This window comes from bacterium, from assembly GCA_035945995.1.
GTDB lineage: Bacteria > Sysuimicrobiota > Sysuimicrobiia > Sysuimicrobiales > Segetimicrobiaceae > DASSJF01.
The window spans coordinates 59,922-82,909 of sequence record DASYZR010000153.1; the positions used below are offsets into that span (position 1 = coordinate 59,922).

The following is a 22,988-nucleotide window of genomic DNA, read 5'->3' on the forward strand; positions in this document are numbered from 1 at the left end:
GGGCGCGCTCATCAGAAGTTTCCGGGGGCCGGCCGGCCCCGGACGGCCTGTCCCCCGTAGGGGAGCACCGGGTCGAGCGGCGGGCGAAGCGTCCCGTCCTCCGCGAACACGAGGGCGGCCGGCGCCGCGTCCGCGACGGGGCCGGCGTGTGGCAGCAGGTGGGGCACGAGGGACTCCGAAACGGCGACCTCGCGGAGCGCGAGCGTGTTGCGAATGTACACGAGGCGCGTCTCTCCGCCGTCGATCCGCGGCGCGGTGAGCACCGCGGCGTCCAGGACGTCGCGGTCGCTCGCCAGCACCATCGGCAGGCGCACCGAGTCGATGACCGTGGACGTGAGCGCGTTCATATACGTCGCGGGCAGGTCGATCTTCTCGAGCACCCGCTGCGGGATGAGGTCCGCGAGGCCCAGGCCGTTGGCGTTGCCCTGCGTCTCGGCGGTGAGGTCCAGCACCGCGATCTTCCGGATCACGGGACCGCCGGAGGCGAACGGCGTGGGATAGCGGCCGGTGATGTTCGGGTCCATCCCGTCGCCGCTGATGTTCTTGCCGATCTCCTGCACGACGAGCACGTCGGCCTCTGTCACGGGCAGGCGCGCCATGAGACTCCTCGCGCGGTCCAGCAGCGCGGGCTCACGCTCGAGGAACGCTTCGGGGGGAACGACGGCCAGCTGCACCGGCACGTCGTAGGCGTCTTCGATCGTCGCGACGCCGAACAGGAGCGGCGCACGCCGCGCCACGATGCCGTAGGCCTCGACCAGGCGGTCGGCGAACCCGCCGAAGCCCGGGGCGTGCATCGACTGCGCGCCCCGCTGCTTGCCGATCCCGATCACGGCCATCTTGACGAGGCCGCTCTCGATCACGCCGCGAAAGGCGGTATGCGGCTTGACGCGCCCGATCGCGACGGCGGCGCCGGCCCGATGCGCCTCACGGTCCCAGTACACGCCCGACCCGTCGGCCAGCCGGCCGAGCTCGACCACGTCCATCGACGACACGACCGGCGCGCCCACCGCCGCCTCCGTGACGCCGAGGCCGGCGAGCACCTCCCGCTGGCCCTCGGCCGTCGCGCCGCCGTGGCTGCCCATCGCGGGCACGATGAACGGCCGGGCGCCGTGCCGGCGCAGCGCCTCCACCACCGCCTTTGTTATCCGGGGCAGCTCGGCGACGCCGCGGCTGCCGGCCGCCACCGCGACGGGGCCGCGCGGAATCCGCCGCACGATGTCGGGGGCCGCGATCTGGCGGTGAATCTCCGCTTCGACGTCGCAGCGGCCCGGCGTCGGGAACTGCTGACGTACGCGAACCAGGCGGGGCAGCGGGGCCGTCGCCGGCGCGCGAATGCCCTCGACCGCGACCGCCCCGGCGCGAGTGCCGTCCGTGCCCATCACCCCTTTCGCGTCACCCACGCGTGGGCCGGATCCTCGCTGGCCATCAGGTGCCGTCCCTCGCCGGCCAGCGCCCACAGATAGTAGAGACGGTACCCGGGCGCCGCCACCACGGGATGATACCCGAAGGGAATGACGACCGTGTCCCCGTCCTCCACCACGAACGTGGAATCGACGTGCCGCTCCGGCGAGTAGAGGCGTTGGAAGCCGAAGCCGTCTTTGGGTTTGACGCGGTAATGGTACAGTTCCTGGAACACGACCTCGCGCGGCGGGTCGTGACGATCGTGCTTGTGCGGCGGATAACTCGACCAGGCCCCCGGCTCGTTGAACGTTTCCCCGGCCACGAGGCGCTGCGCGGGCTTGGACTCGTCGAGGATCGTGTGCACGGTCCGGCGCCACGCGCCTTCGCCGCGCACGGCCACCGTGACCTCGGACGGCCGGATGACGTAGGCTTCCCCGCCCTCGGGGGCGGGCGCGCGGAACACGGCGATCTCGGCCGGCCCGCCGGCGGTGATCCGGTAGGCGGCGCCCGGCGGCGCGTACACCGAGGTCGCCACCCCGTCGAACACGTCGCTCCGCCCGCCCAGGTCGGTCCAGGTCTCCATGCCCTTGACGGCGATCGAGCACCGCCCGCCGAGGATGACGAGCAGCGATTCCTTGCCCGGCGAGACCATGTCCACCGATCGGCCGGGCGCCGGCCGGACGAGCGCGAGTTCGAGTCCGTCCGAGTCGGAGTTCGCCGGATTGACGATCTCCGAGACGCCGTCCGGCGCGCCGTGCTTGAAGAAGACCTTCATGACGTTTGCACCTCCGAGGTGAGGTTCCGGCCCGGCGGCGTCAGAGCAGGCCCTCGAGCGACACCGAGACGGCGGGATCGGCCCAGCGCGTATTGGGGATGTAGGGATACCACTCCGGCCGGCCGGGGTCCCGGTCGTATGGGTAGCCGCCCACCTCCCGGTAGTGCTCCGCGTAGCGGGCGACCTTGTCGCGGTCGAGCCGCACGCCGAGCCCCGGGGAGGCGGGGACCGCGATGCATCCGTCGCGGTACGGGAGCTTGCCGCCCTCGATGACGTCGTCCGTGAGGTGGTGGTAGTGCGCGTCGGCGGCAAAGACGAGGTTCGGCATCACGGCGGCGAGGTGGAGCATCGTGGCGAGCTGGATCCCGAGCTCGCCGGACGAGTGGACGGCCACGCCGAGCTGGAAGGTCTCGCACACGCCCGCGGCCTTGAGGCACGGCCGGATGCCGCCCCAGAACGTGGTGTCGAGCAGTACTATGTCCACGGCCGGCCGGAGGATGTTGGCCGCGAGCCCCTCGAAGTCGATCACGGCCGTGTTCGTGGCCAGCGGCACGCGTACGCGCTCCCGCAGGCGGCGCAGGCCGTTCAGGCCCCAGGTGGGATCTTCGAGGTAGTCGTTGCGGAGGTCCTCGATGGCCCGGCCGAAGCGGATCCCTTCCTCGACGCCCAGCACCGCGTTCGGATCGTACCGCAGCGAGTCTTGCGGAAACGCCTCGCCCAGCGCGCGGTAACACGCGAGCTCGTAGTCGGGCGGAAAGACGCCGCCTTTGAGCTTGTGCGTCCGGAAGCCGTGCGTGCTCCGCAGGTCGCGGGCGTGCGCGACGAGCTGTTCGACCGTGCGCACCTCGCCCTTCCCGGTGGCGGGACTCGCGTAGCGAAAGAAGAGGTACCCGGCGAAGGGGATCTCCTCACGCAGCGGGCCGCCGAGCAGATCGTAGACGGGCACCCCGAGCGCCTGTCCGATGAGATCGAGGCAGGCGAACTCGATGGCGGCGTGCAGCTGCGTCCGGTTGTTGTACAGCGCGGCCGTGGGATTGCCGATCTTGAAGCGGAGCTGTTCCAAGTCGAACGCGTCGTGGCCGAGCACGTAGGGCTTGAGGCCGGCGAGCGCGGCCTGCGCGCCCTCCCCGCCGCCGCCCAACTCCCCGAGGCCCACGAGCCCGTCGGCCGTCTCGAGCTCGACGATGGTGCGGACGAACCGGCCCCAGTGCGCGCCGTTGCTGTGGCGGAGCGGCGCCTCGAGCGGCACCGTCACGGTGGTGGCGCGCAGGTCGGCGATCGGCAGGCGCTTCATTGGCGGACGCGGATGACCATGTTGACCGGGTTGACGAACCGCAGGGCCGCCAGCAGCAGGACGAGGCCGGTCACCATGTAAACGACCGCCATGGCGTCGATCGCTTGGCTCGGCCGGATGCCCGCCGCGAACGCGGTGTAGTAGAGCGCGACGACGAGGGTCTGGCTCTTCGCACCGGAGACGAGGAACGTCAGTTCGAACAACGCGATCGCTCTGACGAGGATCAGCAGGCCGGCCGCCAGCGCCCCGGGCAGTGCGATCGGCAGCAGGACCCGCCGCATTACGCGGGTGGGAGAAGCGCCGAGCGTGCGCGCCGCCCGCTCCAAGTTTGGATCGATCTGTTCGAAGAACGGAGTCATGATCAGCACGACGAAGGGGAGCGCCGGCACGATATTCACCAAAATCACGCCGGCCAGCGTGCCGCCGAGATGGAGACCGTACAGCATCGCGGCCAGCGGAATGCCGTAGGTAATCGGCGGCACCAGCATCGGCAGGATCAGGAGGATAAGCACGACCGGGCGCCCCGGAAAGGCGCTTCGGGCCAGGGCGTACGCGGCGGGCACGCCGAGCGCGAGGCTGATGACCGTCACGGACAGCCCGACCACGATCGTCACGCCGAGCACGTACGAGAGATCGAACTCCGTGACGGCGAATTGATACCACTTGGCGGTGTAGCCATCCGGCAGCCAACCCCCAAACCACGTCGACGCGATCGAATTCAAGAAGGCCGAGAGGAAGATCCCGGCCACGAGCAGGCCGAACAGGATCACGATCGCGTAGACCCACCACGACGCGCCTTCCCGGGCATGCGCCCGGCTCATCCGCGGCCTCCGATGGTCGCGCCGCGATAGGCCCGGCTCCGCGCCGCGAGTACTAAGGCCACGAACACCAGCTCGATCGCCGCCATCACCATGGCAATCGCCGACGCCCGCGCGTAGTCGTAGTTTTCGTACGCCGCCTGCCACGCCGCGAGCGCGATCACGCGCGTCGACCCGGCCGGCTCACCGACGAGCACCGCCGACGGGAAGACGGAGAACGTCGCCACAAACGACAGCGCGGCCGCGGCCGCGATGCCCGGCGCGAGCAGCGGCAGCGTCACCCGCGAGATGCGCTGCCACGCCCCGGCGCCGAGCGTGCGGGCCGCCCGCTCCAGGGCGGGATCGAGCCCCGACGCGTAGCCCAGAAGCACCAGGAAGACCGCGGGGAAATCCGAGATCGTCAGCGACAGAAACACGCCGGTGTAGTTGTGGACAAACTGGACCGGCGACGCGATCAGGTGCAGCGCGATCAGCAGCTTGTTGACCCACCCGGCCGGCCCGAAGAACTCGATCATCCCCTCCGCCAGCAGCACCGTCCCGAGCGTCATCGGGATCACGAGCAGCCCGGTGATGACGCGCTGCCCGGGGATCGGCCGCCGGAGGCGGTAGGCCAGCGGCAGCGCGACCGCGAGATCGAGGAGCGTCACGGGAAGCGCGAGCCGGAGGGTGTTCCAGATCGACAGCCGCTCCCGGGCGTCGCCGAAGAACGCGGCATAGTTCGCGAATATCCCGGCTTTGGCCAGGGCGCCCTGCGGGTGGACCGACAGCTCCAGGCCGTAGACGAACGGGTAGATGAACAGTCCCAGCACGACGAGAAACGCCGGCGCGATCGGGAGCACGGCCCCCCACCGGCGGCGCGCCCGCGGGACCGCGGCGGCCGCCGCCTCACGCATGCGTGTCCGATCGGCCCGCTGCGCCATGCGGCCTACTCCGGCGGGAACACCAGCAGCCGGTCCGGGTCCACCTGCAGGACCACGGGCGCCCCGTGCGGCCAGCGCGCGGCGGTCCTCACGACAAACAACTCGCCGGCGTCCGCCGCCACGCTGCATTCGAACGCGCCGCCGATGAACTCCGCGAACTCGATCTTCGCCGGCACGCCGCCCGCGGCCTCGGCGGGAGGCAGCACCCGTACGTCCTCCGGCCGCACCGCCGCGACGGCCTCGGCCCCGGCCGCGAGTTCGCCGCGCGGCCGGCCCTCGAGCCGCAGGCTCCCCGCGGCGACGACCTGCGCCCGGTCGCCGCGCACCGCCTCGACCCGCACCGGGAACAGATTGCGGTAGCCGAAGAAGTTGGCGACGAACGCGGATTGCGGATGAAGGTACACTTCCTCCGGGGTTCCGATCTGCCGTATGGTCCCATCCTTCATCAGCGCGATGCGGTCGGACAGCGACAGGGCCTCCTCCTGGTCGTGGGTCACGTAGAACGTCGTGAGGCCGAGGGCTTGATGCAGGCGCCGGATCTCGAGGCGCATCTCCAGCCTGAGCTTGGCGTCCAGGTTGCTGAGAGGCTCGTCCATCAGGAGCAGGCGGGGCTCGATGACCAGCGCACGCGCGAGGGCGACACGCTGCTGCTGACCGCCGCTCAACTGGGCCGGATACCGGTCGCCGAGGCCCCCGAGGTGCACGAGCGCGAGCACCTGCCCGACGCGACGCGTGATCGCCTCGTCCGGCACCCCCATCATCTCGAGCCCGAACGAGACGTTGCGGCCGACGGTGAGGTGCGGAAACAGCGCGTAACTCTGGAACACCACGCCGAAGCCCCGCCGCTCCGGGGGCACCGGGGCGAGGTCGTCTCCGTCGAGCAGGATCCGCCCGGCATCGGGGTCGACGAGGCCGGCGAGACAGTTGAGCGCCGTGCTCTTGCCGCAGCCGGAGGGACCGAGCAGACTGATGAACTCGCCGCCGTGCACGTCGAGGTCGAACGCGGAGAGCGCGACGGTCTCGCTGAACCGCTTGCCGAGCCCGCGCATCTCCAGTCGGCCGATGCTCCGGCCGGAGAGCGCCGCCGGTGCGCCGCCCTCCGGCCTGGACGGCCGGGCCGTGGTCCCGGTGCTCACTTGAGTTTGTTCGCGCCTACCCGCTGGTCCCAGAGCTGGAACGCCTGCACCAGCTTGTCCGGAGCCAAGGGGATTTCGATGGGCCGGGTTCTGATGAGATCGTCAAACAACGGCCGCCGCACCGGACCGACCTGGTCCTGACTGGCCTTGGGCGCCATAGCCAGCGTGACGCCCTTGACGGCCGGCCCCGGATAGAAGTAGCCGGTGTCGAACGTCTTCGCCTGCTGCTCGGGCCGGAGCACCCACGCGATCAGATCCAGCACCAGCCCAAGCATCTCCGGCGAGTTGCCCCGGGGCACGCAGATGTACTGCGTGTCGGCGATCAGGCGTTCGTTCTCGAATGCGAACGCGCCGAAGTTCTTCGGCACCACGCCGAGCGCCCGAACGTTGAGATCCCATCCCATCGTCGAGGCCGCGATCGTGCGGGCGCCCTGCCCCAACTCCTGAAACGTCCCGGCCGTCCCCGTGGGATAGTACTGAAGGTACTGGCCGAGCTGCTGGTAGTACGGCCACACCTTTGTCCACGACTGAGGCTCCCGGGGCTGCGGCTCTCCGAGCATATAGGGCAGACCCATCAAAAAGCTGCGGCCCGGTCCGGAGTTGGCCGGCCGCGCGTAGATCAACTGCCGCGGGTTGGCCTTCGCCCACGCCAGCAGGTCCTCAGGCGTCTTCGGCGGATTCGGCAGCTTCGCCGGGTTGTACGTGAACGTCGGGCCGTAGTTGCCGAAGACGTCCAGGATGCCGTAGCCCTGCGCGAGGCCCTGCGCCTTCGGCTGCTGGTAGTTGCCGATGAGGTTGGGCCACTTCGCCTGAAAGTCCGGCAGGAGCCGCTGCCAGATGTCCTGGACGATGCCCGCCGACAGCGCGTCGGAGCCCGTGAGCACCATGTTGATCTGGAGCTGGTTGGCCGCCTGCTGCGCCTTGATCTTCGCCGGCAGCTCCGGCGCCGTCGCCTGCTGGTAACTGATGCCGCCGACGTACTGCCGGTGCGACCCGGCGTAATCCTCGATGATGCTCTTCGTGAGCTGCAGCTGGCCCGCGACGTCGATGATGGTCAGCTGGAGCGGACGGGACGGCATCGGCGGCAGCGCCGCCTGTGCCGCCTGGGCGACGCCGGGACGGCCGGTCCACCACTGCGTGCCGGCCGCCGCCGCCGTTGCCCCGGCGCCGATGAGAAATGCTCTGCGGTTGAACGACTGAGGATCCTTCGTCACTTGCCACCCCCCACCGTGGTCTATTGTAGTCCACCCCAACCTAATGATGGCCGTCGAGGGCGGCGCCGGGCATCCATCCTGCACCCGATTCGCGCGTAGGGTATGATCCCCTGCGCGAGCGCCGACGTGCGGGCGGGGCCTACGTCGACCGCACGTGTCCCCGGCGACGGTCGAGGGGACGCGGTGTGCCCGGCGCCGCCGCCGCGCGCTGCGCGGCGGCGATGACCCGCTTGACGGGTACGCCGTGGCGCGCGGCCAGCACCCGGCACGCCTCGAACTCCGGGGCGACGTTCACGACGCCTGTGTCATCACCGGCGATCTTCACCGGAACGGAGCCGTACTCCGTCTCGACCTCCACGGTCTGCCGGTCCACCGCGAGGCGGGTGACCTCGTGCGCGCGGACGCCGAGCGTCGTCGTCTCCGCGAGCAGGATCCCGGCAAGTCCCCGCGCCAGCTCCGGTGCGGCGAGCACCCGCACCAGGTGGCCGGGCCGGCCTTTCTTCATGACCGCCGGCACGACGGCCACGTCGAGCGCGCCCGCGTCGAACAACCGGGCCGTCACGTGCGGGTATAACTGCGGATTCATGTCGTCGATGGACGTTTCCAGCATCACAAGACGCTCCGTGCGCGACGCGTCGCCCAACAGGCCCGCGTCCCCCCGGCCGTACACCTCCATCGATTCGCCGACGAACAGCCGGAGCACGTTCGCCCGCGCCGGATCGTCGCGGCCGGCGCCGGTGCCGATCCGCTCGAGGCGCATCGGCGGCAGCGGACCCCACCCGGTCACGAGCGCGCGCAGCAGCGCGGCGCCGGTCGGCGTCAGCCACTCGCCCTCGATCTCGCCGGCGTACACGGGCATGCCTTCGAGGAACGCCTGCGTCGCGGGCGCCGGCACCGGCACGGCGCCGTGCCGGATGTGCGCCCACCCCCGCCCGACGTTCACCGGGGACGCGACCACGCGCTCCAGCCCGAGCGCGTCCACCCCGGCGAGCACGCCGACGACATCGACCAAGGTGTCGAGACCGCCGAGTTCGTGCAGGTGCACGTCCTCGATCGGCACGCCGTGGATCTGCGATTCGACCTCGGCCAGGCGCCGCAGCACCTCGCCGGCGCGGACGCGCACCGGCGCGGCGACCCGGCAGCCGTCCACGATCGCCGCGAGCCGCGGATAGGGGCGCGCGGAGGCCGGATCGTCGTCGACCACCTCCACGCGCAGCGCGGGCACGCCGCGCCGCTCCGCCCGGTTCACCGTCACTCGAACCGGAACGCCGAGCCCCGCGACGACCTCCTGGAGCGCCGCCTCCGGCCACCCCGCGCCGACGAGGGCCCCGAGCAGCATGTCCCCGCTCGCCCCGCTCCCGCAGTCAAGGTAGCCGAGACGCATGCTCCTCCTCTGACACGTCCCGCGCGCGCGCGGTCGGGGCCCCCTCGTCCCCCCCTATGGGGGGCGGGGGGGCAGGCAGGCCGGTCCCGTTGATGCAGGCGGCAAGATAGCCCGCGCCGAATCCGTTGTCGATGTTCACCACCGCGACGCCAGGGGCGCAGGCGGTGAGCATCGTGAGCAGCGGGGCCAGGCCGCCGAAGTGGGCGCCGTAGCCGACGCTCGTCGGCACGCCGATCACGGGCGCCCGCGTGAGCCCGGCCACCACCGCGGGCAGCGCGCCGTCCATGCCGGCGACGACCACGAGCGCCCGAGCCCGCTCGAGCAGCGCGCGGTGCGCCCCCAGGCGGTGCAGCCCGCTCACGCCCACGTCATAAACGCGCGCCACGTCGGCGCCCATCACCTCCGCGGTCCACGCCGCCTCCTCGGCGACAGCGAGGTCGCCCGTCCCTCCGGTCAACACGCCCACACACCCGGCCCGGCGCTCCGGGACTCCCCCGAGCACGAGAAGGCGGGCCTGCGCAACGTACGTCGCATCGGGAAACGCGCCGGCCACGCCGGCCGCCACATCCGGGGCCGCGCGCGTCAGCAACACGGGGCCGCCGGCCCGGCGCAGGGCGGACGCGATCTCGACGATCTGCCCGACGGACTTTCCGGGACAGTACACCGCCTCCGGCGCGCCGCGGCGCAGCGGCCGGTGCGTGTCGACCTTGGCGAAGCCGAGCTCCACGAAGGGCAGCCAGCGCAGCGCCGAGACGGCGTCCGCCACGGCCACGCGGCCGGTCCGCACGTCCTCCAGCAGCCGAGCGAGCGTGTCTTCGTTCACGCGCCGCGCCCGTGCGAGGCGGAGACGCCGGACTCGCGCGCCTCGGGACCGGCCGGTATGGACTCGCCGGCCGGCGCCGGCGAAAAGCGTCCCGAGCGCAGCCCGTCGGGAGCGATGCGCGCGGTGCTGAACCCGATGGCGCGAAACGCCTCCGTCACCCGATCGAAAATGGCGGCGAGACGTCCGATCTCGGGCACCGGTACTTCGACGCTCGCGGCGGCGCCGTGGTGACGCACACGGACCTCGCGGAATCCGAGTCCCCGCACCACGCGTTCGGCCGCCTCGATCTGGCCGAGCGCCGCCACGGTCACGGGGGACCCGAACGGCAGCCGCGACGCCAGACATGGCGCGGCCGGCTTGTCCCAGACCTCCAGGCCCATGCGACGCGCGAGCGCGCGGATGTCGGCTTTGCCGAGACCCGCGTCGAGCAGCGGAGCCTGCACGGCAAACTCCGCCGCCGCGCGCATCCCGGGCCGGTCGTCGCGGCGATCGTCGGCGTTGGCCCCGTAGACGACGGCCGGCAGCCCGAGGTCACCGGCGAGCCGCGCCAGATCCGTGAACAGCGCGTGCTTGCAGAAATAGCAGCGGTTCGCGTCGTTGCGAAGATAGCGGGCGTCCTCGAACTCGCGCGTCTCCACGCGGATGTGCCGCACGCCGAGCGCACCGGCGATCCGCTCCGCGATGGCGAGCTCGTCCCGCGCGAGCGACGGGGACACCGCGGTCGCCGCCACGCACCGGTCGCCGAGGACGCCGTGGGCGACGGCGAGCAGGTACGCGCTGTCCACGCCGCCGGAAAACGCGACCACGACCCCGCCGAGACTTCGGAGGAGGGCTTCGAGCCGCGCCTGTTTCCCCGCGGGCATGTCTGCGCCCGCGTCTTCCACCGGCACTCGCATGCCACGGTGCTTCTACATATAAAGGGCGCGCTCCCACCTGCGACCGTACGGCCCCGCGCCCGGCCTTTCGCGGTTTGGAACGCGGCGGCCCTTGCCGTCGGGGATTTAGGCCGGCGCGCGCCGCAGCTGGCTGCCGCCCCATGCCAGCCAGATGATCACCAAGATAAATCCGAGGCCCATCAGCGCCATCTGGGTACTGAACACCTGCAGAATCTCCGCGATGCCGGCCACCACCGCGACCCATCCAAGCGTACGGTTCATCACGCCCGTGTCGACGATCGCCCATCCGGCGACCAGCACGGCCGCGCCCGTAAACGCGTTGCCGGCGGCCATCGTGGCCTGGTTGACGGCGGCGATTGCCGTCCATGCGTGCGCGGCGGCCGTCTGATCCCTGGCCGACAACGCCGCGAGCATGGCACCACCCTGCCACAGGAGCGCCGCTCCGAGCGCGTGTAGCGCGAGGCCCACAACGGCGAGCCCCAGGGTGGCGACCGCGCGGGTCGGCGCCTTCTCCCGCAGACGGGCAAACACGCCGAACGTGAAGATCAGGCCGAAACCGGCCGACAGCAGGCCGAGAACGCCGATCGTTCCGAAGAGACCCGCCTTTTGTGCGATGACGGGAAGCGCCCTGCTCGGATCCAGCGCGGTCTGTGGGTCGAGCCCGCTCGACGCAAAGAGGATGAACAGCAACGCAAGGCAGATCGCCGTGATGAACCCCGCCGTGCCGCCGTTATGCTGGATTCGTTCCATGTCTCTCCCCCCTTCTCGTGCTCATCCAGTGTCCGAGGCCAACCAGACCCCGGCGAACGTGAACAACGCACCCAACGCCTGCAGCGTGCTGAGGGACTCGCGGAGCAGAAGCGCCGCGATCACGACCGCCGAGACCGGCTCGAGGTAGACGTAGACCATGGTCTCCCGCGGTCCCAACCGGTGGAGCGACCGGCCCCACAACGCCATCGCCACGACCATCCCCGCCGTGGCGCCGTATACGAGTCCCGCCCACGCCCCCCACGACACGGTCCCCCAGGCGTGCCGCGCCATTTCGGGGACGGCGAGCGGCGCGAACACCAGCATGGCGATTCCCATCGCCCATCCGGTCGCCTGCCAGGTGCCGGCGGCGTCCACCACCTGACCGACGGCGAGACTGTACCAGACCCACGCGGCGGCCGCGCCGAGAGCGAGCACGTCACCCGCCGCACGGGATAGGTCGAACCCGCCCGACGCCCCCCGCACGATGAGCGCGACGCCCGCGAGTCCCAGCAGGAGTCCGGTCCATCGACGGCCGTCCGGCGTGTCGCCGCGGCGGAGCGCCAGCCACACCGCGGTCAGAATAGGCGAGGCCGCGAGCAGAATCGCGCTTTGGCCGGCCGTCGTCCACCGCAGGCTGCCGATGAGCAAGATCTGAAAGGTCGCCTGCGCGATCCCGGCCTTCGCGAGCGGCCACCAGAGGTCGCGGGGCATGGGGTGCCGCCGCGGCATCCAGACGGCGGCCAGGACGGCCGCGGCGAGCACGAGACGGAGAAACGTGAAGCTCAGCACCGGGATCTCCCGAAGCGCGAGCCGGGCGCCGGGGTAGATGCCGCCCCAGAGCACGACGGCCAGCAGCGGCTCGACGCGAACTCTGCGGCGGAGACCGCGGGCCGCCGTGTGCGAGACCGCCGCGCCGTCGGCGGCGTTCAGGAAACCCACGAAGCGCCGTGTTCGACCGGCCGGCGGGGGAGCCCTCCGCCGAAGGGGCCGTGTTCTGTTTCACAGAATGAGCGTTCTGTGATGCGCCGGCCGCGCGCCCGCGCGGCGGTCCACGGCGATCGAGCGAGGTGATGTGAGTGAGGATGCACAGGCGTGCCACGGCACCAACCCGGCGGTGGACGGGCCCGGCCGCGCTCACCACGGCCGCCGTGCTGCTGCTCGTCCTGGCCGCCTCCGGCGCCGCTCCCTCGGGCCCGCCCTACGTGATCAACGCCATCATGCCGCTGACCGGCGGCGGGGCGTTCCTCGGGCAGCCCGAGAGCCAGGCGCTGCAGATCGTGGAACGCCTCACCAACGAGAAGGGCGGCATCCGCGGGCGCCCGATCCACTTCGTCTTCCACGACGATCAAACGAGCCCGCAGGTCGGCGTCCAGCTCGCCGGCCAGATCATCGCCGGGCGGGTCCCGGTGATCGTGGGATCCTCGCTCGTCGCGATCTGCGCCGCGATGGCGCCGCTGATGAAGGACGGGCCGGTGGAGTACTGCCTCTCGCCCGGCATCCATCCGGCCGACGGCAGCTACGTCTTCACCGCCAGCGTCTCGACCAAGGACCTGGCCGGCGCCCTGATTCGCTATTTCAAGGGCAAAGGATGGACGCACATCGCCGTGCTGACGTCGACGGACGCGACCGGGCAGGACGCCGAACGCAACATCAACGAGACCGTGGCCCTGCCGCAGTATCAGGGCGTCGTCCAGGTGGTCGCCCGCGAGCACTTCAACCCGCAGGACGTCAGCGTCGCGGCGCAGATCGCGCGCATCGCCGCGGCCAAGCCGCAGGCGCTCATCGCCTGGAGCACGGGCGCGCCGATCGGCACGGTGTTCAAGGGCATCGCCCAGAACGGACTCAGCGTCCCCGTGGCGACGACGAACGGCAACCAGACCTACGGCCAGATGAAGCAGTACGCGTCGTTCCTGCCCCCGGACCTGTACTTTCCGACGAGCGCCTGGCCCGCGTACCAGTCGCTGCCGGCCGGGCGCGTGAAGATGGCGCAGAAGCTGTTCTACGACGCGTTTGGGGCCGCCAATGCCAAGCCGGATCTCGGCGCGTCGATCGCCTGGGATCCGGGCCAGCTTGTGGTGGACGCCCTGCGCCACCTCGGCACCGAGGCGACCGCGACGCAAATTCGAGACTACCTCGTCCATCTGCGGGGCTTCGCCGGCATCAACGGCATCTACGACTTCAAGACGAGCCCGCAGCGAGGGCTGAACCTGGATGACGCGATCGTCACGCGCTGGGACCCCGCCAAACAGGCGTGGGACCCCGTGAGCAAGTTCGGCGGAGAACCCGTGCCGTAGTAGGACCGGCGCGGCGGGGCGGCGTCACGTTGGAGCGCGGGGCTCGATGACGGAGGCCCTCCATCTGGCGGTCGCGTGCGGCGACTACGACCGGACGCGCCCACTCTTCGACGGCCGGATGCGCATCGAAGGGTGCGATCCCGTCTTTCTCGCGCTCGCGCCCGAAGAGATCTTCTTTCGCGCCTTCGTGCACGAGGAATTCGACGTCGCCGAACTGTCGCTCAGCAGCTACACGATCCGGCGGTCGCGCGGCGACTGCCCGTACGTCGCCATCCCGGCGTTCCTCTCCCGCTCGTTCCGCCATTCCGCGTTGTACGTCCGCACCGACCGGGGCATCGAACAGCCCCTGGACCTGCGGGGACGCCGCGTCGGAGTGCCGGAGTACCAGATGTCGGCCGCCGTCTGGGTCCGCGGTCTGTTGCAAGATGAGTACGGTGTCGCGCCCGGCGACCTTCGATGGGTGACCGGCGGCATGGAGACGCCGGGCCGGATCGAAAAGATTCGCTTTGCGCCGCCCGCCGGAGTCTCGCTCGCGGCGGCGCCTCCCGAGGCAACGCTCTCCGGCATGCTCGAGGACGGAGCGATCGACGCGCTCATCGCGCCCCGGACGCCGTCCTGTTTCGTCCGCGGCGCGGCGGCGGTCGGCCGGCTGTTTGCGAATTTCGGGCGTGACGAGGAAGACTACTACCGGCGCACCGGCATCTTCCCGATCATGCACCTCGCCGGTGTCCGGACCCGCCTCGCCGAGCGCCATCCGTGGCTGCCGGCCAGCGTCTACAAGGCGTTCGTCACGGCCAAGGACCTCGCCGTTTCGGCGCTCGACGACGCGAACGCGCTGGCGACCAGCCTGCCGTTTCAACTGTGGCACGCCGAGCAGGCCCGGGGCCTCATGGGCGCGGATTTCTGGCCCTACGGTCTCGCGGCGAACCAAGAGACGCTCGAGGTGTTTCTCCGGTACCATTTCGAGCAGGGGCTCTCGGCGCGCCGGCTCGCCCCGGCCGAGTTGTTCGCGCCGAGCACCACGTCGCAATGGAAGATCTGATCACCGTCCACCTCAGCGGGCGTCCGAGAACAACCGGCGCGCGTTCTCGCGCAGGATCTTCGGCCGGACGGCGTCTTTCACCGTGAGCGCGGCGAAGTCCGACAGCCACCGCTCCGGCGTGAGAAAGGGCCAATCGGACCCGAAGAGGCACTTGTCCTGGAGCGGGCCGTTTAGCTGCTCGACGAGCTCCGCCGGAAAATACTTGGGCGACCACCCCGACAGGTCGATGTGCACGTTGGCCTTGTGGCGGGCGATCGCGAGTTGCTCCGCCTGCCAGGGCCAGCTCGGATGCGCGAGGATGATCTCGAGCGACGGGAAATCCGCGGCCACGTCGTCCACGAGCATCGGGTTCACATACTTGAGTTTGTAGCCGTCCCCGCCGGGCAGGCCGGCGCCGCTCCCCATCGTGCCGGAGTGAAAAAGACACACGAGGCCGAGATCGGCGGCGGCGCCCCAGAGCGGATAGAACCGCTCGTCGTTCGGCGCGAACTTCTGGAGGCCGGGGTGCAACTTGAGACCGCGGAGGCCGAGCACCTCGCGGGCCCGGCGCGCCTCGTCGACGGCCAGCCGTCCCTTCCACGGATCGACGCCGGCAAACCCGATGAAGACGTCGGGATGGGCCCGCACGGCCGCCGCGATGTGATCGTTCGGGACGGGCGGCCGGCCGGACACCGTCGAAGTGTCCATCGCGAGCAGCACGGCCATCATCCGCCGGGCCCGGTACTGCTTCGCCAGGTCGTCCATCGAGACCGGCGCGATCTCGCGGCCGAAGTACCGCGCCATCGCCTCCAGCTCGCCGCCGAAGACGGGGCGTGCCTCCGGGCTCATCGGATGAACGTGCACGTCGATGGCGACGAGGTCGTCCGGTTTCATGGGTGTCCTCCAGTGCGGTGAGGCTGAGTTTGGCAGAGCCCCGCCGTTTCCTTCAGGGGCCGCTGTTCGGCAGGAAAGCCGGCGCCCGGCGGCCGATCAACCGGTACGATGCGGACGACCGCCGAGAAGCGCAGCGTGTTTCGCCGGCTCCACGAATCCGGGTGTTTTGTGATTCCCAATCCGTGGGATGTCGGGACGACGCGGTACCTTGAGTCCGTGGGATTCCAGGCGCTCGCGACGACGAGCTCCGGCGCGGCGTTCTCGATGGGTCTCCCCGACGCCGACTGGGCGCTCACGCGCGATCCGATGCTCGCCCACATCCGCACCATCGTCGAGGCGTCCGATCTCCCGGTGAATGCCGATTTCGAGTCCGGGTACGCGGACGACCCGGCCGGCGTCGCTGAGAACGTGCGGCTGTGCGTCGACACCGGCGTTGCCGGCCTGTCGATCGAAGACTCCACCGACGATGCGGCGAGGCCGCTCTATGAGTTCGACCTCGCCGTCGCCCGCGTCCGCGCGGCACGGACCGCCATCGATCGGGCGGGCGGAGACGTGCTGCTCGTCGGCCGGACGGAAGGCTTCATCGCCGGCGTGCCCGACCTCGCCGAGGCGATCCGGCGGCTGCGGGCCTACGCCGCGGCCGGCGCCGACTGTCTCTACGCCCCGGGGATCAAGACGCGCGAGGAGATCGCGGCGGTCGTCGACGCGGTGGCGCCGAAGCCGGTGAACCTGTTGATCGGCGGCGCCATCGGACTGACGGTCAAGGATGCGGCCGGCCTTGGAGTACGCCGGATCAGCGTCGGCGGCGCGCTCGCGCGTGCGGCGTGGGGCGGGTTCATGCGCGCGGCGCGGGATCTCGCCGCCGGCCGGTTCGACGCCTTCGCCGACGCCGCGTCCGGGGCCGACTTGAACCGCCTGTTTGCCCAGGACGTGAAGCGGCGATCCGGATGACCGCGAGGGGATCCCATGACGCAACGCACAGACGACGCGGGTGGATCGATGGCCATCCGGTACACGCGCCTGGCCACTCCGATCGGCGGGCTCCTGGTCGTGGAGGCGGACGACGGGCTGCGGGCCGTGTGGTTCAAGGACGGACGCAGGCGGCGTCCGGTGGATCCGGCCTGGCGCCCGGTTGCCCCCGACGCGATTGAGGCCGCCCGGCAGCTCGCCGCGTATTTCGCCGGGACGCGGCGGACGTTCGATCTCCGGCTCGCTCCGCTCGGCACGCCGTTCCAGCGGCGCGTGTGGGCCGCCATTGCTGCGATCCCCTACGGCCGGACCAGCTCCTACGGCGCCATCGCGGCCGAGATCGGCGCCCCGGCCGCCGTCCGGGCGGTGGGCGCGGCGAACGGCCAAAACCCGTGGCCGATCGTCGTCCCGTGCCACCGGGTGATCGGCAGCAACGGGTCGCTGACGGGCTACGGCGGCGGGCTCCCGATCAAGCGCGCCCTCCTCGACTTCGAACGCGGCCCCCTGCCCCTCTTCGCCGCCGCCGAGGGTCTCGCATGACGTACCGGCCGATCAACTTCCGGCAGAAGTTCGGCCTCTTCACCGAGCAGTGGCAGCCGAAAGTCATCGCCGAAATGAACGACTACCAATTCAAGGTCGTGAAGCTGCAAGGCGACTTCGTCTGGCACGACCATACGGAAACCGACGAGGCGTTCCTCGTGATCGATGGAAATCTCAGGATCGATGTTCGCGACGGCGCTGTTCATCTGTCGGCGGGAGAGATGTTCGTCGTGCCGAGAGGCGTCGAGCACAAGCCGTACGCGGAGAACGAGGTCATGGTTCTGCTGATCGAGCCGCGCGGGGTCGCGAACACCGGACGCGAAGGCGGCGAACGCACCGCCCCGAACGACGCCTGGATTTGACCGCTGGCCCGGCTAGTTTAAGCGCGGATGCCCTCAGGATGCGAGAACTTGTTTCGCCCGTTCAATGAACACCGCGGCGTACTTCAAGGCGACTCCAGCGTCCTTCAGCACCCGTCCCACCTGCTCTGCGGTGGCTGCAGCCAGTCTTTCGACTGAATCAATCCCCGCAGCCGCCAGGAGGGCGCGTCTCCTCGGACCGAGACCGCTGATAGAGGCGAGTGATTCGCCCTTGGCGATGGGCGGTTGAGGCGTGGAGGCCGAGGGTCCCTCCGCCGGGTCATCGTCCGGGGCAAATGGGTTGGCCACTCCGGGCCGGCGGCTGGCGGTCGTCCTCAGAATTTCGCGCGCTCTTTCGATGAACACGGCGGCATTCTTAGGCGACACGCCCGTGAGCGCCTGCGCCACCTTCGCCGGGCTCGACGCCGCCAACTCTGCGACCGACGTGATGCCGGCTTTTGTCAGTTGGCGCATGCGTCCTTTGCCGATACCGAGGATCGCCGCAAGGGAAGGGATGACGACCGCCTCCGGACGCTCGGGGGTCGCCCCGGGCACCCGCGTGGCGATGGGAAGCCTCCGCACCGCCACGGAGGGGGCGCCCGCAGCTACCACCCCACCGCCCCGCACCATTTCGGCCCCGCAGTTCGCGCATCGCCCCTGTACGGCCGGCCGGCCTGCCGCGGTGACCGCGGCGGCGGCTTGGGTCAGCGTTTGCTCGTTCTGACAGCATGGGCAGAAACATGAGTCGCCCACCGGCTCGCCAGGCCTGCGGCCCGGCGGCGTGGGTGTACAAAGGCCCTTCGAGGCAAGAATCCGCCCGCCGGACACTTCGTCATAGACCACCCGCGCCTCGGTCACGCGGAGTTCACCGGGCGCCTGCGCAACGAACGACAACGGAATTGAAGGCGAGTCCTGAGCCTGAAACGAGATCTCATTGACCATGAGGGCCGTTCCAGCCGGTAGGACGACGTGAACTCCCGCCTGCGCCGTTCCATCCGGCGTCACCCCGCTGGCCGCGTGTTCGTCAAAGTTCTCGGGAGCAACCGGGAGGTTTAGCGGTGCTCCAATTTCTGAGCCGTCCGCGGCAAGCCAGTGAAGGTCGATGCTCGGATGGTTCTCGGCTGAAATCAGGGGTACGGCCCGTCCTTCGAACCGCAAGACAAAGGCCTTGCCGGGAACCACGTTGACAACCTGCGCCAGTTCGGCGCTCGCGCCGGCAGGGTTCTTGATCACTCTGGCGCCGGCCGAGGCTGTGACCACGATCTGGGAAGAGGCCTGCGCCGGCGGGGTCCATTGCGCAAAGCCGCCGTGTTCATCAAGGATCTGTAGGTCGCCGTTTGCCAGGCTCTCCGAGGTTGCCGTTAGGGAGGCGTTGGCAATCCCGGCGATGACGCCCGGCGGAGCGCTGAAGCGCACTTCGGCTTGCGCGGCGCCGGGGGGCGCACTAAGCTGAGCGCGATGAAGAACGAGACGCTGTTGGCGTTCGGACTGCCGGACGGCCTGGATGGGCACCTGGTCCGTTCGAGTCGCCTCGCAATCCTGTCCCAGCCAGAACACCTCGGCGACGGCGCCTGTCTCCATGGCCAGTCCCCGGAAGCTAATCGTGTAGTTGCATGAGGCGGCGATCGGAATCACCTGCGAAAGCGCGGTCGCGGCTACATTGGCTTCAAAGTCCTGACGCGTGCGATGGCCGAACACCACCGCCAGACCCGGCGGGGGAAGCTCGGGCAGACAGACTGGGAGAACCTGCCCGGAGGTCAAGAACCACTCTGCCGGCACGCGAACACCGATTGGGATGAACGCTACTTGGGGAGCGTCATGGGCGGCGATGCCCGCAATCTCGGCGGTTGCGGCTGCGGGTATGACGTATACCCGATCACCCTGGGGTGTGATCGCGATCGCCGAGGGAGCAACCGTCAATGGTTTGGGAGTACCCGAGACGGCGCGGCGGTCCAGATCGACGACCGTAACCGCGTTCGCCGTTCCGGAGGCCATCTGACCGGTCGCTACGAAGGCCCGCCGTCCGTCCGGCGAGACGGCAACGCCCGCCGGTTGCCCCCCAAGCTTGATCGTCGATCCCTGGCGGCTTGCCGTCTCGACGACGCTAAGGGTGTTGTCGGCGGTGTTGCCGACGATCGCCAAGCTTCCGTCCGGCGTCAGGGCAATTGCCGCCGGGGTCGCTCCTACCGCAATGTCGACATGCTGCCGCGTGGCGGTATCCACCGCGGCCACGCTGTTGCGCCCAGGCACGGTCGCGTAAAGGCGGCTCCCGTCGTGGGTCACCGCGATTGCCCTCGCCGGCGAGCCGACGTCTACTATCACGACGTCTGCGGGAGCCAGCGTCGCCTGGCCAACCACGGCCTGCTCGAGCCTCGTCGTGTCAAGGCCGACGATCGTGGAGCCGACGGTCGTCGCGTACAGCCGGCTGCCATCCGGGCTGAGCGCGAGACCCGTCCCGAAGCCTCCGCCGGTAGAATCTATCTTCAAGGCGTCGATCGCGCTCCAGGGCAGCACACCTAGTTCGGCCCGGGTTGTCGCATCGATGACATCGAGATTGGTATGCCCGAGGACGTACGCCCGGCTGCCGTCGGGATGGACCGCAACGGCCTGGGGAGTGTCGTGCTTTTCCTGCAGGTTCTTGAGTTGTACTGAGATCTTGAATTCATCACAGATGACGTCGACGATGCTGAGCAGCGGAAGTGTCTCATCGAGAATACCCGGCACATAGACCCACCGGCCGTCGGGCGCCGCGGCCACCGCGACCGGACTTGCGGCCAAGCGAATAAAGCCGGCATCCCCCGGCTCGTTGCCGACCACGTTCCACTGCCCAAAATCTCCGTTGGCGAGCTGCTCACCCTCCGGGCATGCGGCCGGGAGCGCCGCCGACGAATACCGATTGAAAGCGCCGGCTAGATCGGAAGAGTCGATCGCGAAATCCACGCGGCCGAGCGGCTGGTAGCGGTCGAGCTTGACGCGCACGGCCTGACTGCCGGCGCCTACCTCGAGCTCGACCGGCACCTGGAAGCGGTCGGGTTTGTCCCGCAACCGCAGAATGGCGGCGAGCGCCCCTGGTACTTTCGAACTGGGGGTGTCGCGCCAGGAGAGTCCTCCGTCCCGAGTGTGTTGAAGCGCCACGGCGCCGGGCGCCGCGCTCTGCACGTTCCACGCGGCCTCGCCATCAAAACTCTGGAGGACTACCCAGTATCGCCGCTGGGACGCCGGTTGGAATTGAAGCCTCGACGGCAGCGGGACGCTGACCCAGGTGGGCGCGCCGGCGGCCCCGGCCAGCACGAACTGCACGGAAGCAGCGAGCAGCGAGACGGCGTCCGGCTTGCCGTCCAGATCGCCCCGGAGATCCAGCCCCAAGCGCACGGTTCGCGACACGGCGATGAGGAACAGGTCCACCGCGGTCGCTGCCTGCGCGCTATCGAGCGAAAGGATCTGCGCCTGAGACTCGGCGGAGGAAAGGCTCACGCTGTCTGCCTGCACCACGCTCCCGGTCGGCCCATAGACAACGCGCGTCTCGTCGAAGGTTCCTTTCACCCGAGTTGTGGTCCCATCGGACAGCACCCGAGTATTTGCCGGCAGCGCCACGTGCAGTACTCCGGGATCGGCCTTCGGCACGGTACCGTAATCGTAGGGAAGCACGACCTCTTTGAGCCCCGGGGGCTGCAGGCTCGTACGCATGACGTACTCGACCTCGAGATCGACGTCCAGACGACAGACGGTGTCGGAGTGCAGCACGAGGGGCACTACGTAGTAGCCGTTTTCCGCCGTCGCACTTGCGAGGAAGGCTTGGAGAATTGTGGCGAAATCGGGCGATGTCTCGGCCGCGGTCATTTCTCCGAGTCGCGTCCAGACGGGTGGCAATGTTCCCAGGCGCACGACAAGGTTGGTCGGGACCGTCCGGATGGTCACGGTGGTGACGTTCGGTGCGCCGGTGCTGCCGGTCGCCGGCGGGGTCAACTTGAACTTGTTCACCGTCAAACTGGGGAGCGTGCCGTCGGCCGGGACCGGGAATGGATTGTCGCCAGGAGTCCTAATGGCCCCCTTGGTGTTGATCTCGACGTAGACACCGCCAAGGTCCACCTGCAGGTTCGTGTTCGAGAGGTGAGGCCCGGTAGCGACGGCTAGGGTTCGGCGCCTGTGGAAGTCGACTTCGACAAAACCGCTTCCCAAGTTCTTAGTAGCGCCGAGGTCTCCCTGGCCATCGGTGAAGCTGATGACCTCCTGGAACAAGGTCGTATCCGCGCTCTTGGTGGGCGTCACCTTGAGGGTCGCCTTGGTCACCAGGGCGTTGACGGGCAGGCTGCGCCATTGGAGCGTCCGGTCGCCCTCAAAGGCGTCGTCGGCGCCGCCGTGGTGATCGATCAGTCGCATCTCAACGACCCGGATGACCAGTCGACCATAGAGCGGCCCACCGGCGCTGGCGTCCGCGCTTTGCCACCTAAACCTTCAGGAGCAACATGACCTTGGCCTCACTCCGGTAGTCTGGAGGTGCGGTAAAGACCGTCCCCGGAAAGTCGGGAGGGTACACTGGAGGGGCAAGTAACCTGACGGCCAGAGTATCGAAATCGCGGTGGGTGACCTCGATCTGCGTAGGAGCAGGTTGCGACAGACAGTCGGATGTGAGGCTGAAACTCCCGGTGACGTTGCCGGTCAAAGGCCCACCAGCAGTAGCCGACACGATGGCTATCGCTGCGTCGGGGTAGTTTATCGTCTTTCTCGGCTCCACTTTGAGCCAAATATCATCCCAGTCGCCTCGGTCCTTCAATTCCTTCACGGATCTCTTTTCACCGCAGCACTTCTCGAACCACGGTGAGTGGCAATACTGGTCGGGATCGAACTCATCGTTCGGGCTGTTGAAGAACGCCGTCCAGAAGTCGGTCTCTAGGTCATCGAGGCTGGTGGTATCCGTGTATTTTACGCCATACAGTTTCAACATCTCGGCGAACGGTACCCGATAGGGCTGTGTGTCCGGCGGCTCGATGTCGACCACGAGGCTCGATGCCGGTGGCTGTTGCGGTATTCGTATCCGCCTTTCGCCTGTATGATAGAGGTACAGGTTCACCCATTCCGGTGTCTCGTCGGCTGCCGTCTCTCCTCTCGCGCACACGGCCTGGAAGTATTCCAGCTGATAGACATCGACCAAGGGAAAAGCCCCGAGGCCGTGCTTGATCACCTTTTCCTGGCAGACTCGAAGCCGTTTGAAGAGCATCTGGTAGCCGGTTCGCCCCGGTATGGCGGCGAGGACCTGCTTGATGATATCCTGCGTCAGTTGGTCTGGCGTCTTGCCCCCCAGGGTGTCGGCGTCCCCGGCGTGCTGCACGTTGTTGACCTGCCCCACCGCGGTCTGAATCGAGGCCGCGATGTCCTGCTTGACGTCTACTTGAACCTCGTTCCAGTCTCCGGCAGTGATCAGGTCGCCTGGATTGCGCGGAACGTAGGGGGTGATGTCGCTGTCCATGTTGTCCTCTCCTTTGTGAAGTCGTTTTCGCCT

20 protein-coding genes are annotated in these 22,988 nt (G+C 69.3%); 5 read left to right on the top strand and 15 right to left on the bottom strand.

Features of this window, described 5'->3' with window-relative positions; all coding sequences use genetic code 11:
• Window positions 1-11 precede the first annotated feature (11 nt).
• The 12 genes from VGZ23_18010 to VGZ23_18065 all read right to left on the bottom strand — a co-directional run bounded on the left by VGZ23_18010 (window position 12) and on the right by VGZ23_18065 (window position 12,350).
• Window positions 12-1,400, bottom strand: coding sequence for a lactate racemase domain-containing protein (locus VGZ23_18010; GenBank protein HEV2359489.1), 1,389 nt, complete (start codon window positions 1,398-1,400; stop codon window positions 12-14).
• A complete protein-coding gene (gene iolB / locus VGZ23_18015) occupies window positions 1,379-2,176 on the bottom strand; it encodes a 5-deoxy-glucuronate isomerase (protein ID HEV2359490.1) in 798 nt (265 codons plus the stop codon). The genes VGZ23_18010 and iolB overlap by 22 nt, the downstream gene beginning before the upstream one ends.
• Window positions 2,177-2,216: 40 nt before the next feature.
• Window positions 2,217-3,461 (bottom strand): enolase C-terminal domain-like protein, encoded by a 1,245-nt coding sequence (locus VGZ23_18020; protein HEV2359491.1) that lies wholly within the window; start codon window positions 3,459-3,461, stop codon window positions 2,217-2,219.
• 5 nt (window positions 3,462-3,466) lie between these two features.
• A complete protein-coding gene (locus VGZ23_18025; GenBank protein ID HEV2359492.1) occupies window positions 3,467-4,291 on the bottom strand; it encodes an ABC transporter permease in 825 nt (274 codons plus the stop codon).
• Window positions 4,288-5,208 carry a sugar ABC transporter permease gene (locus VGZ23_18030; GenBank protein HEV2359493.1) on the bottom strand — a complete coding sequence of 307 codons (921 nt, stop codon included), beginning with the start codon at window positions 5,206-5,208 and terminating at the stop codon, window positions 4,288-4,290. Before VGZ23_18030 ends, VGZ23_18025 begins: the two co-directional genes overlap by 4 nt.
• Before the next feature lie 5 nt (window positions 5,209-5,213).
• Entirely contained in the window at window positions 5,214-6,344 is a 1,131-nt protein-coding gene (locus VGZ23_18035) for an ABC transporter ATP-binding protein (protein ID HEV2359494.1), read from the bottom strand.
• A complete protein-coding gene (locus VGZ23_18040; protein HEV2359495.1) occupies window positions 6,341-7,558 on the bottom strand; it encodes an extracellular solute-binding protein in 1,218 nt (405 codons plus the stop codon). The genes VGZ23_18035 and VGZ23_18040 overlap by 4 nt, the downstream gene beginning before the upstream one ends.
• Before the next feature lie 139 nt (window positions 7,559-7,697).
• A complete protein-coding gene (gene larC / locus VGZ23_18045) occupies window positions 7,698-8,942 on the bottom strand; it encodes a nickel pincer cofactor biosynthesis protein LarC (GenBank protein ID HEV2359496.1) in 1,245 nt (414 codons plus the stop codon).
• Window positions 8,923-9,765 (bottom strand): nickel pincer cofactor biosynthesis protein LarB, encoded by an 843-nt coding sequence (gene larB, locus VGZ23_18050; GenBank protein HEV2359497.1) that lies wholly within the window; start codon window positions 9,763-9,765, stop codon window positions 8,923-8,925. Before larB ends, larC begins: the two co-directional genes overlap by 20 nt.
• A complete protein-coding gene (gene larE, locus VGZ23_18055; GenBank protein ID HEV2359498.1) occupies window positions 9,762-10,661 on the bottom strand; it encodes an ATP-dependent sacrificial sulfur transferase LarE in 900 nt (299 codons plus the stop codon). Before larE ends, larB begins: the two co-directional genes overlap by 4 nt.
• A gap of 105 nt (window positions 10,662-10,766) precedes the next feature.
• Window positions 10,767-11,411 (bottom strand): DUF4386 family protein, encoded by a 645-nt coding sequence (locus VGZ23_18060; GenBank protein HEV2359499.1) that lies wholly within the window; start codon window positions 11,409-11,411, stop codon window positions 10,767-10,769.
• 21 nt (window positions 11,412-11,432) lie between these two features.
• Window positions 11,433-12,350 carry a DMT family transporter gene (locus VGZ23_18065; protein ID HEV2359500.1) on the bottom strand — a complete coding sequence of 306 codons (918 nt, stop codon included), beginning with the start codon at window positions 12,348-12,350 and terminating at the stop codon, window positions 11,433-11,435.
• A 143-nt stretch (window positions 12,351-12,493) separates the two neighbouring features.
• Here VGZ23_18065 and VGZ23_18070 point away from each other — a divergent pair, with 143 nt between their 5' ends.
• The gene (locus tag VGZ23_18070) at window positions 12,494-13,705 is read left to right on the top strand and encodes an ABC transporter substrate-binding protein (protein HEV2359501.1); all 1,212 of its coding nucleotides are present in this window, start codon (window positions 12,494-12,496) and stop codon (window positions 13,703-13,705) included.
• A gap of 46 nt (window positions 13,706-13,751) precedes the next feature.
• Window positions 13,752-14,747, top strand: coding sequence for an ABC transporter substrate-binding protein (locus tag VGZ23_18075; GenBank protein HEV2359502.1), 996 nt, complete (start codon window positions 13,752-13,754; stop codon window positions 14,745-14,747).
• Between the two features lie 12 nt (window positions 14,748-14,759).
• Here VGZ23_18075 and VGZ23_18080 read toward each other — a convergent pair whose 3' ends face one another.
• The gene (locus VGZ23_18080) at window positions 14,760-15,620 is read right to left on the bottom strand and encodes an amidohydrolase family protein (GenBank protein HEV2359503.1); all 861 of its coding nucleotides are present in this window, start codon (window positions 15,618-15,620) and stop codon (window positions 14,760-14,762) included.
• 108 nt (window positions 15,621-15,728) lie between these two features.
• Here VGZ23_18080 and VGZ23_18085 point away from each other — a divergent pair, with 108 nt between their 5' ends.
• Genes VGZ23_18085 through VGZ23_18095 form a run of 3 tightly spaced genes read left to right on the top strand, consistent with a single transcriptional unit; the run spans window position 15,729 to window position 17,491 of the window.
• Complete coding sequence (locus tag VGZ23_18085) at window positions 15,729-16,571, top strand: isocitrate lyase/phosphoenolpyruvate mutase family protein (GenBank protein ID HEV2359504.1); 843 nt, start codon at window positions 15,729-15,731, stop codon at window positions 16,569-16,571.
• Window positions 16,572-16,586: 15 nt separating this feature from the next.
• Entirely contained in the window at window positions 16,587-17,129 is a 543-nt protein-coding gene (locus VGZ23_18090) for a methylated-DNA--[protein]-cysteine S-methyltransferase (GenBank protein HEV2359505.1), read from the top strand.
• Entirely contained in the window at window positions 17,126-17,491 is a 366-nt protein-coding gene (locus VGZ23_18095) for a cupin domain-containing protein (protein HEV2359506.1), read from the top strand. The genes VGZ23_18090 and VGZ23_18095 overlap by 4 nt, the downstream gene beginning before the upstream one ends.
• 33 nt (window positions 17,492-17,524) lie before the next feature.
• On the opposite strand, the gene VGZ23_18100 is transcribed toward VGZ23_18095, so the two are convergent.
• Entirely contained in the window at window positions 17,525-21,868 is a 4,344-nt protein-coding gene (locus tag VGZ23_18100) for a helix-hairpin-helix domain-containing protein (GenBank protein ID HEV2359507.1), read from the bottom strand.
• A gap of 67 nt (window positions 21,869-21,935) precedes the next feature.
• Complete coding sequence (locus VGZ23_18105; protein ID HEV2359508.1) at window positions 21,936-22,955, bottom strand: hypothetical protein; 1,020 nt, start codon at window positions 22,953-22,955, stop codon at window positions 21,936-21,938.
• Between the last annotated feature and the right edge of the window lie 33 nt (window positions 22,956-22,988).

What these genes read in the sequence shown, in the direction of transcription:
- iolB (HEV2359490.1), bottom strand. Translation starts at nt 2,176, where the DNA reads ATGAAGGTCTTCTTCAAGCACGGCGCGCCGGACGGCGTCTCGGAGATC.
- VGZ23_18025 (HEV2359492.1), bottom strand. Translation starts at nt 4,291, where the DNA reads ATGAGCCGGGCGCATGCCCGGGAAGGCGCGTCGTGGTGGGTCTACGCG.
- VGZ23_18030 (HEV2359493.1), bottom strand. Translation starts at nt 5,208, where the DNA reads ATGGCGCAGCGGGCCGATCGGACACGCATGCGTGAGGCGGCGGCCGCC.
- larC (HEV2359496.1), bottom strand. Translation starts at nt 8,942, where the DNA reads ATGCGTCTCGGCTACCTTGACTGCGGGAGCGGGGCGAGCGGGGACATG.
- larE (HEV2359498.1), bottom strand. Translation starts at nt 10,661, where the DNA reads ATGCGAGTGCCGGTGGAAGACGCGGGCGCAGACATGCCCGCGGGGAAA.
- VGZ23_18060 (HEV2359499.1), bottom strand. Translation starts at nt 11,411, where the DNA reads ATGGAACGAATCCAGCATAACGGCGGCACGGCGGGGTTCATCACGGCG.
- VGZ23_18070 (HEV2359501.1), top strand. Translation starts at nt 12,494, where the DNA reads ATGCACAGGCGTGCCACGGCACCAACCCGGCGGTGGACGGGCCCGGCC.
- VGZ23_18075 (HEV2359502.1), top strand. Translation starts at nt 13,752, where the DNA reads ATGACGGAGGCCCTCCATCTGGCGGTCGCGTGCGGCGACTACGACCGG.
- VGZ23_18080 (HEV2359503.1), bottom strand. Translation starts at nt 15,620, where the DNA reads ATGAAACCGGACGACCTCGTCGCCATCGACGTGCACGTTCATCCGATG.
- VGZ23_18085 (HEV2359504.1), top strand. Translation starts at nt 15,729, where the DNA reads ATGCGGACGACCGCCGAGAAGCGCAGCGTGTTTCGCCGGCTCCACGAA.
- VGZ23_18090 (HEV2359505.1), top strand. Translation starts at nt 16,587, where the DNA reads ATGACGCAACGCACAGACGACGCGGGTGGATCGATGGCCATCCGGTAC.
- VGZ23_18095 (HEV2359506.1), top strand. Translation starts at nt 17,126, where the DNA reads ATGACGTACCGGCCGATCAACTTCCGGCAGAAGTTCGGCCTCTTCACC.
- VGZ23_18100 (HEV2359507.1), bottom strand. Translation starts at nt 21,868, where the DNA reads ATGCGACTGATCGATCACCACGGCGGCGCCGACGACGCCTTTGAGGGC.
- VGZ23_18105 (HEV2359508.1), bottom strand. Translation starts at nt 22,955, where the DNA reads ATGGACAGCGACATCACCCCCTACGTTCCGCGCAATCCAGGCGACCTG.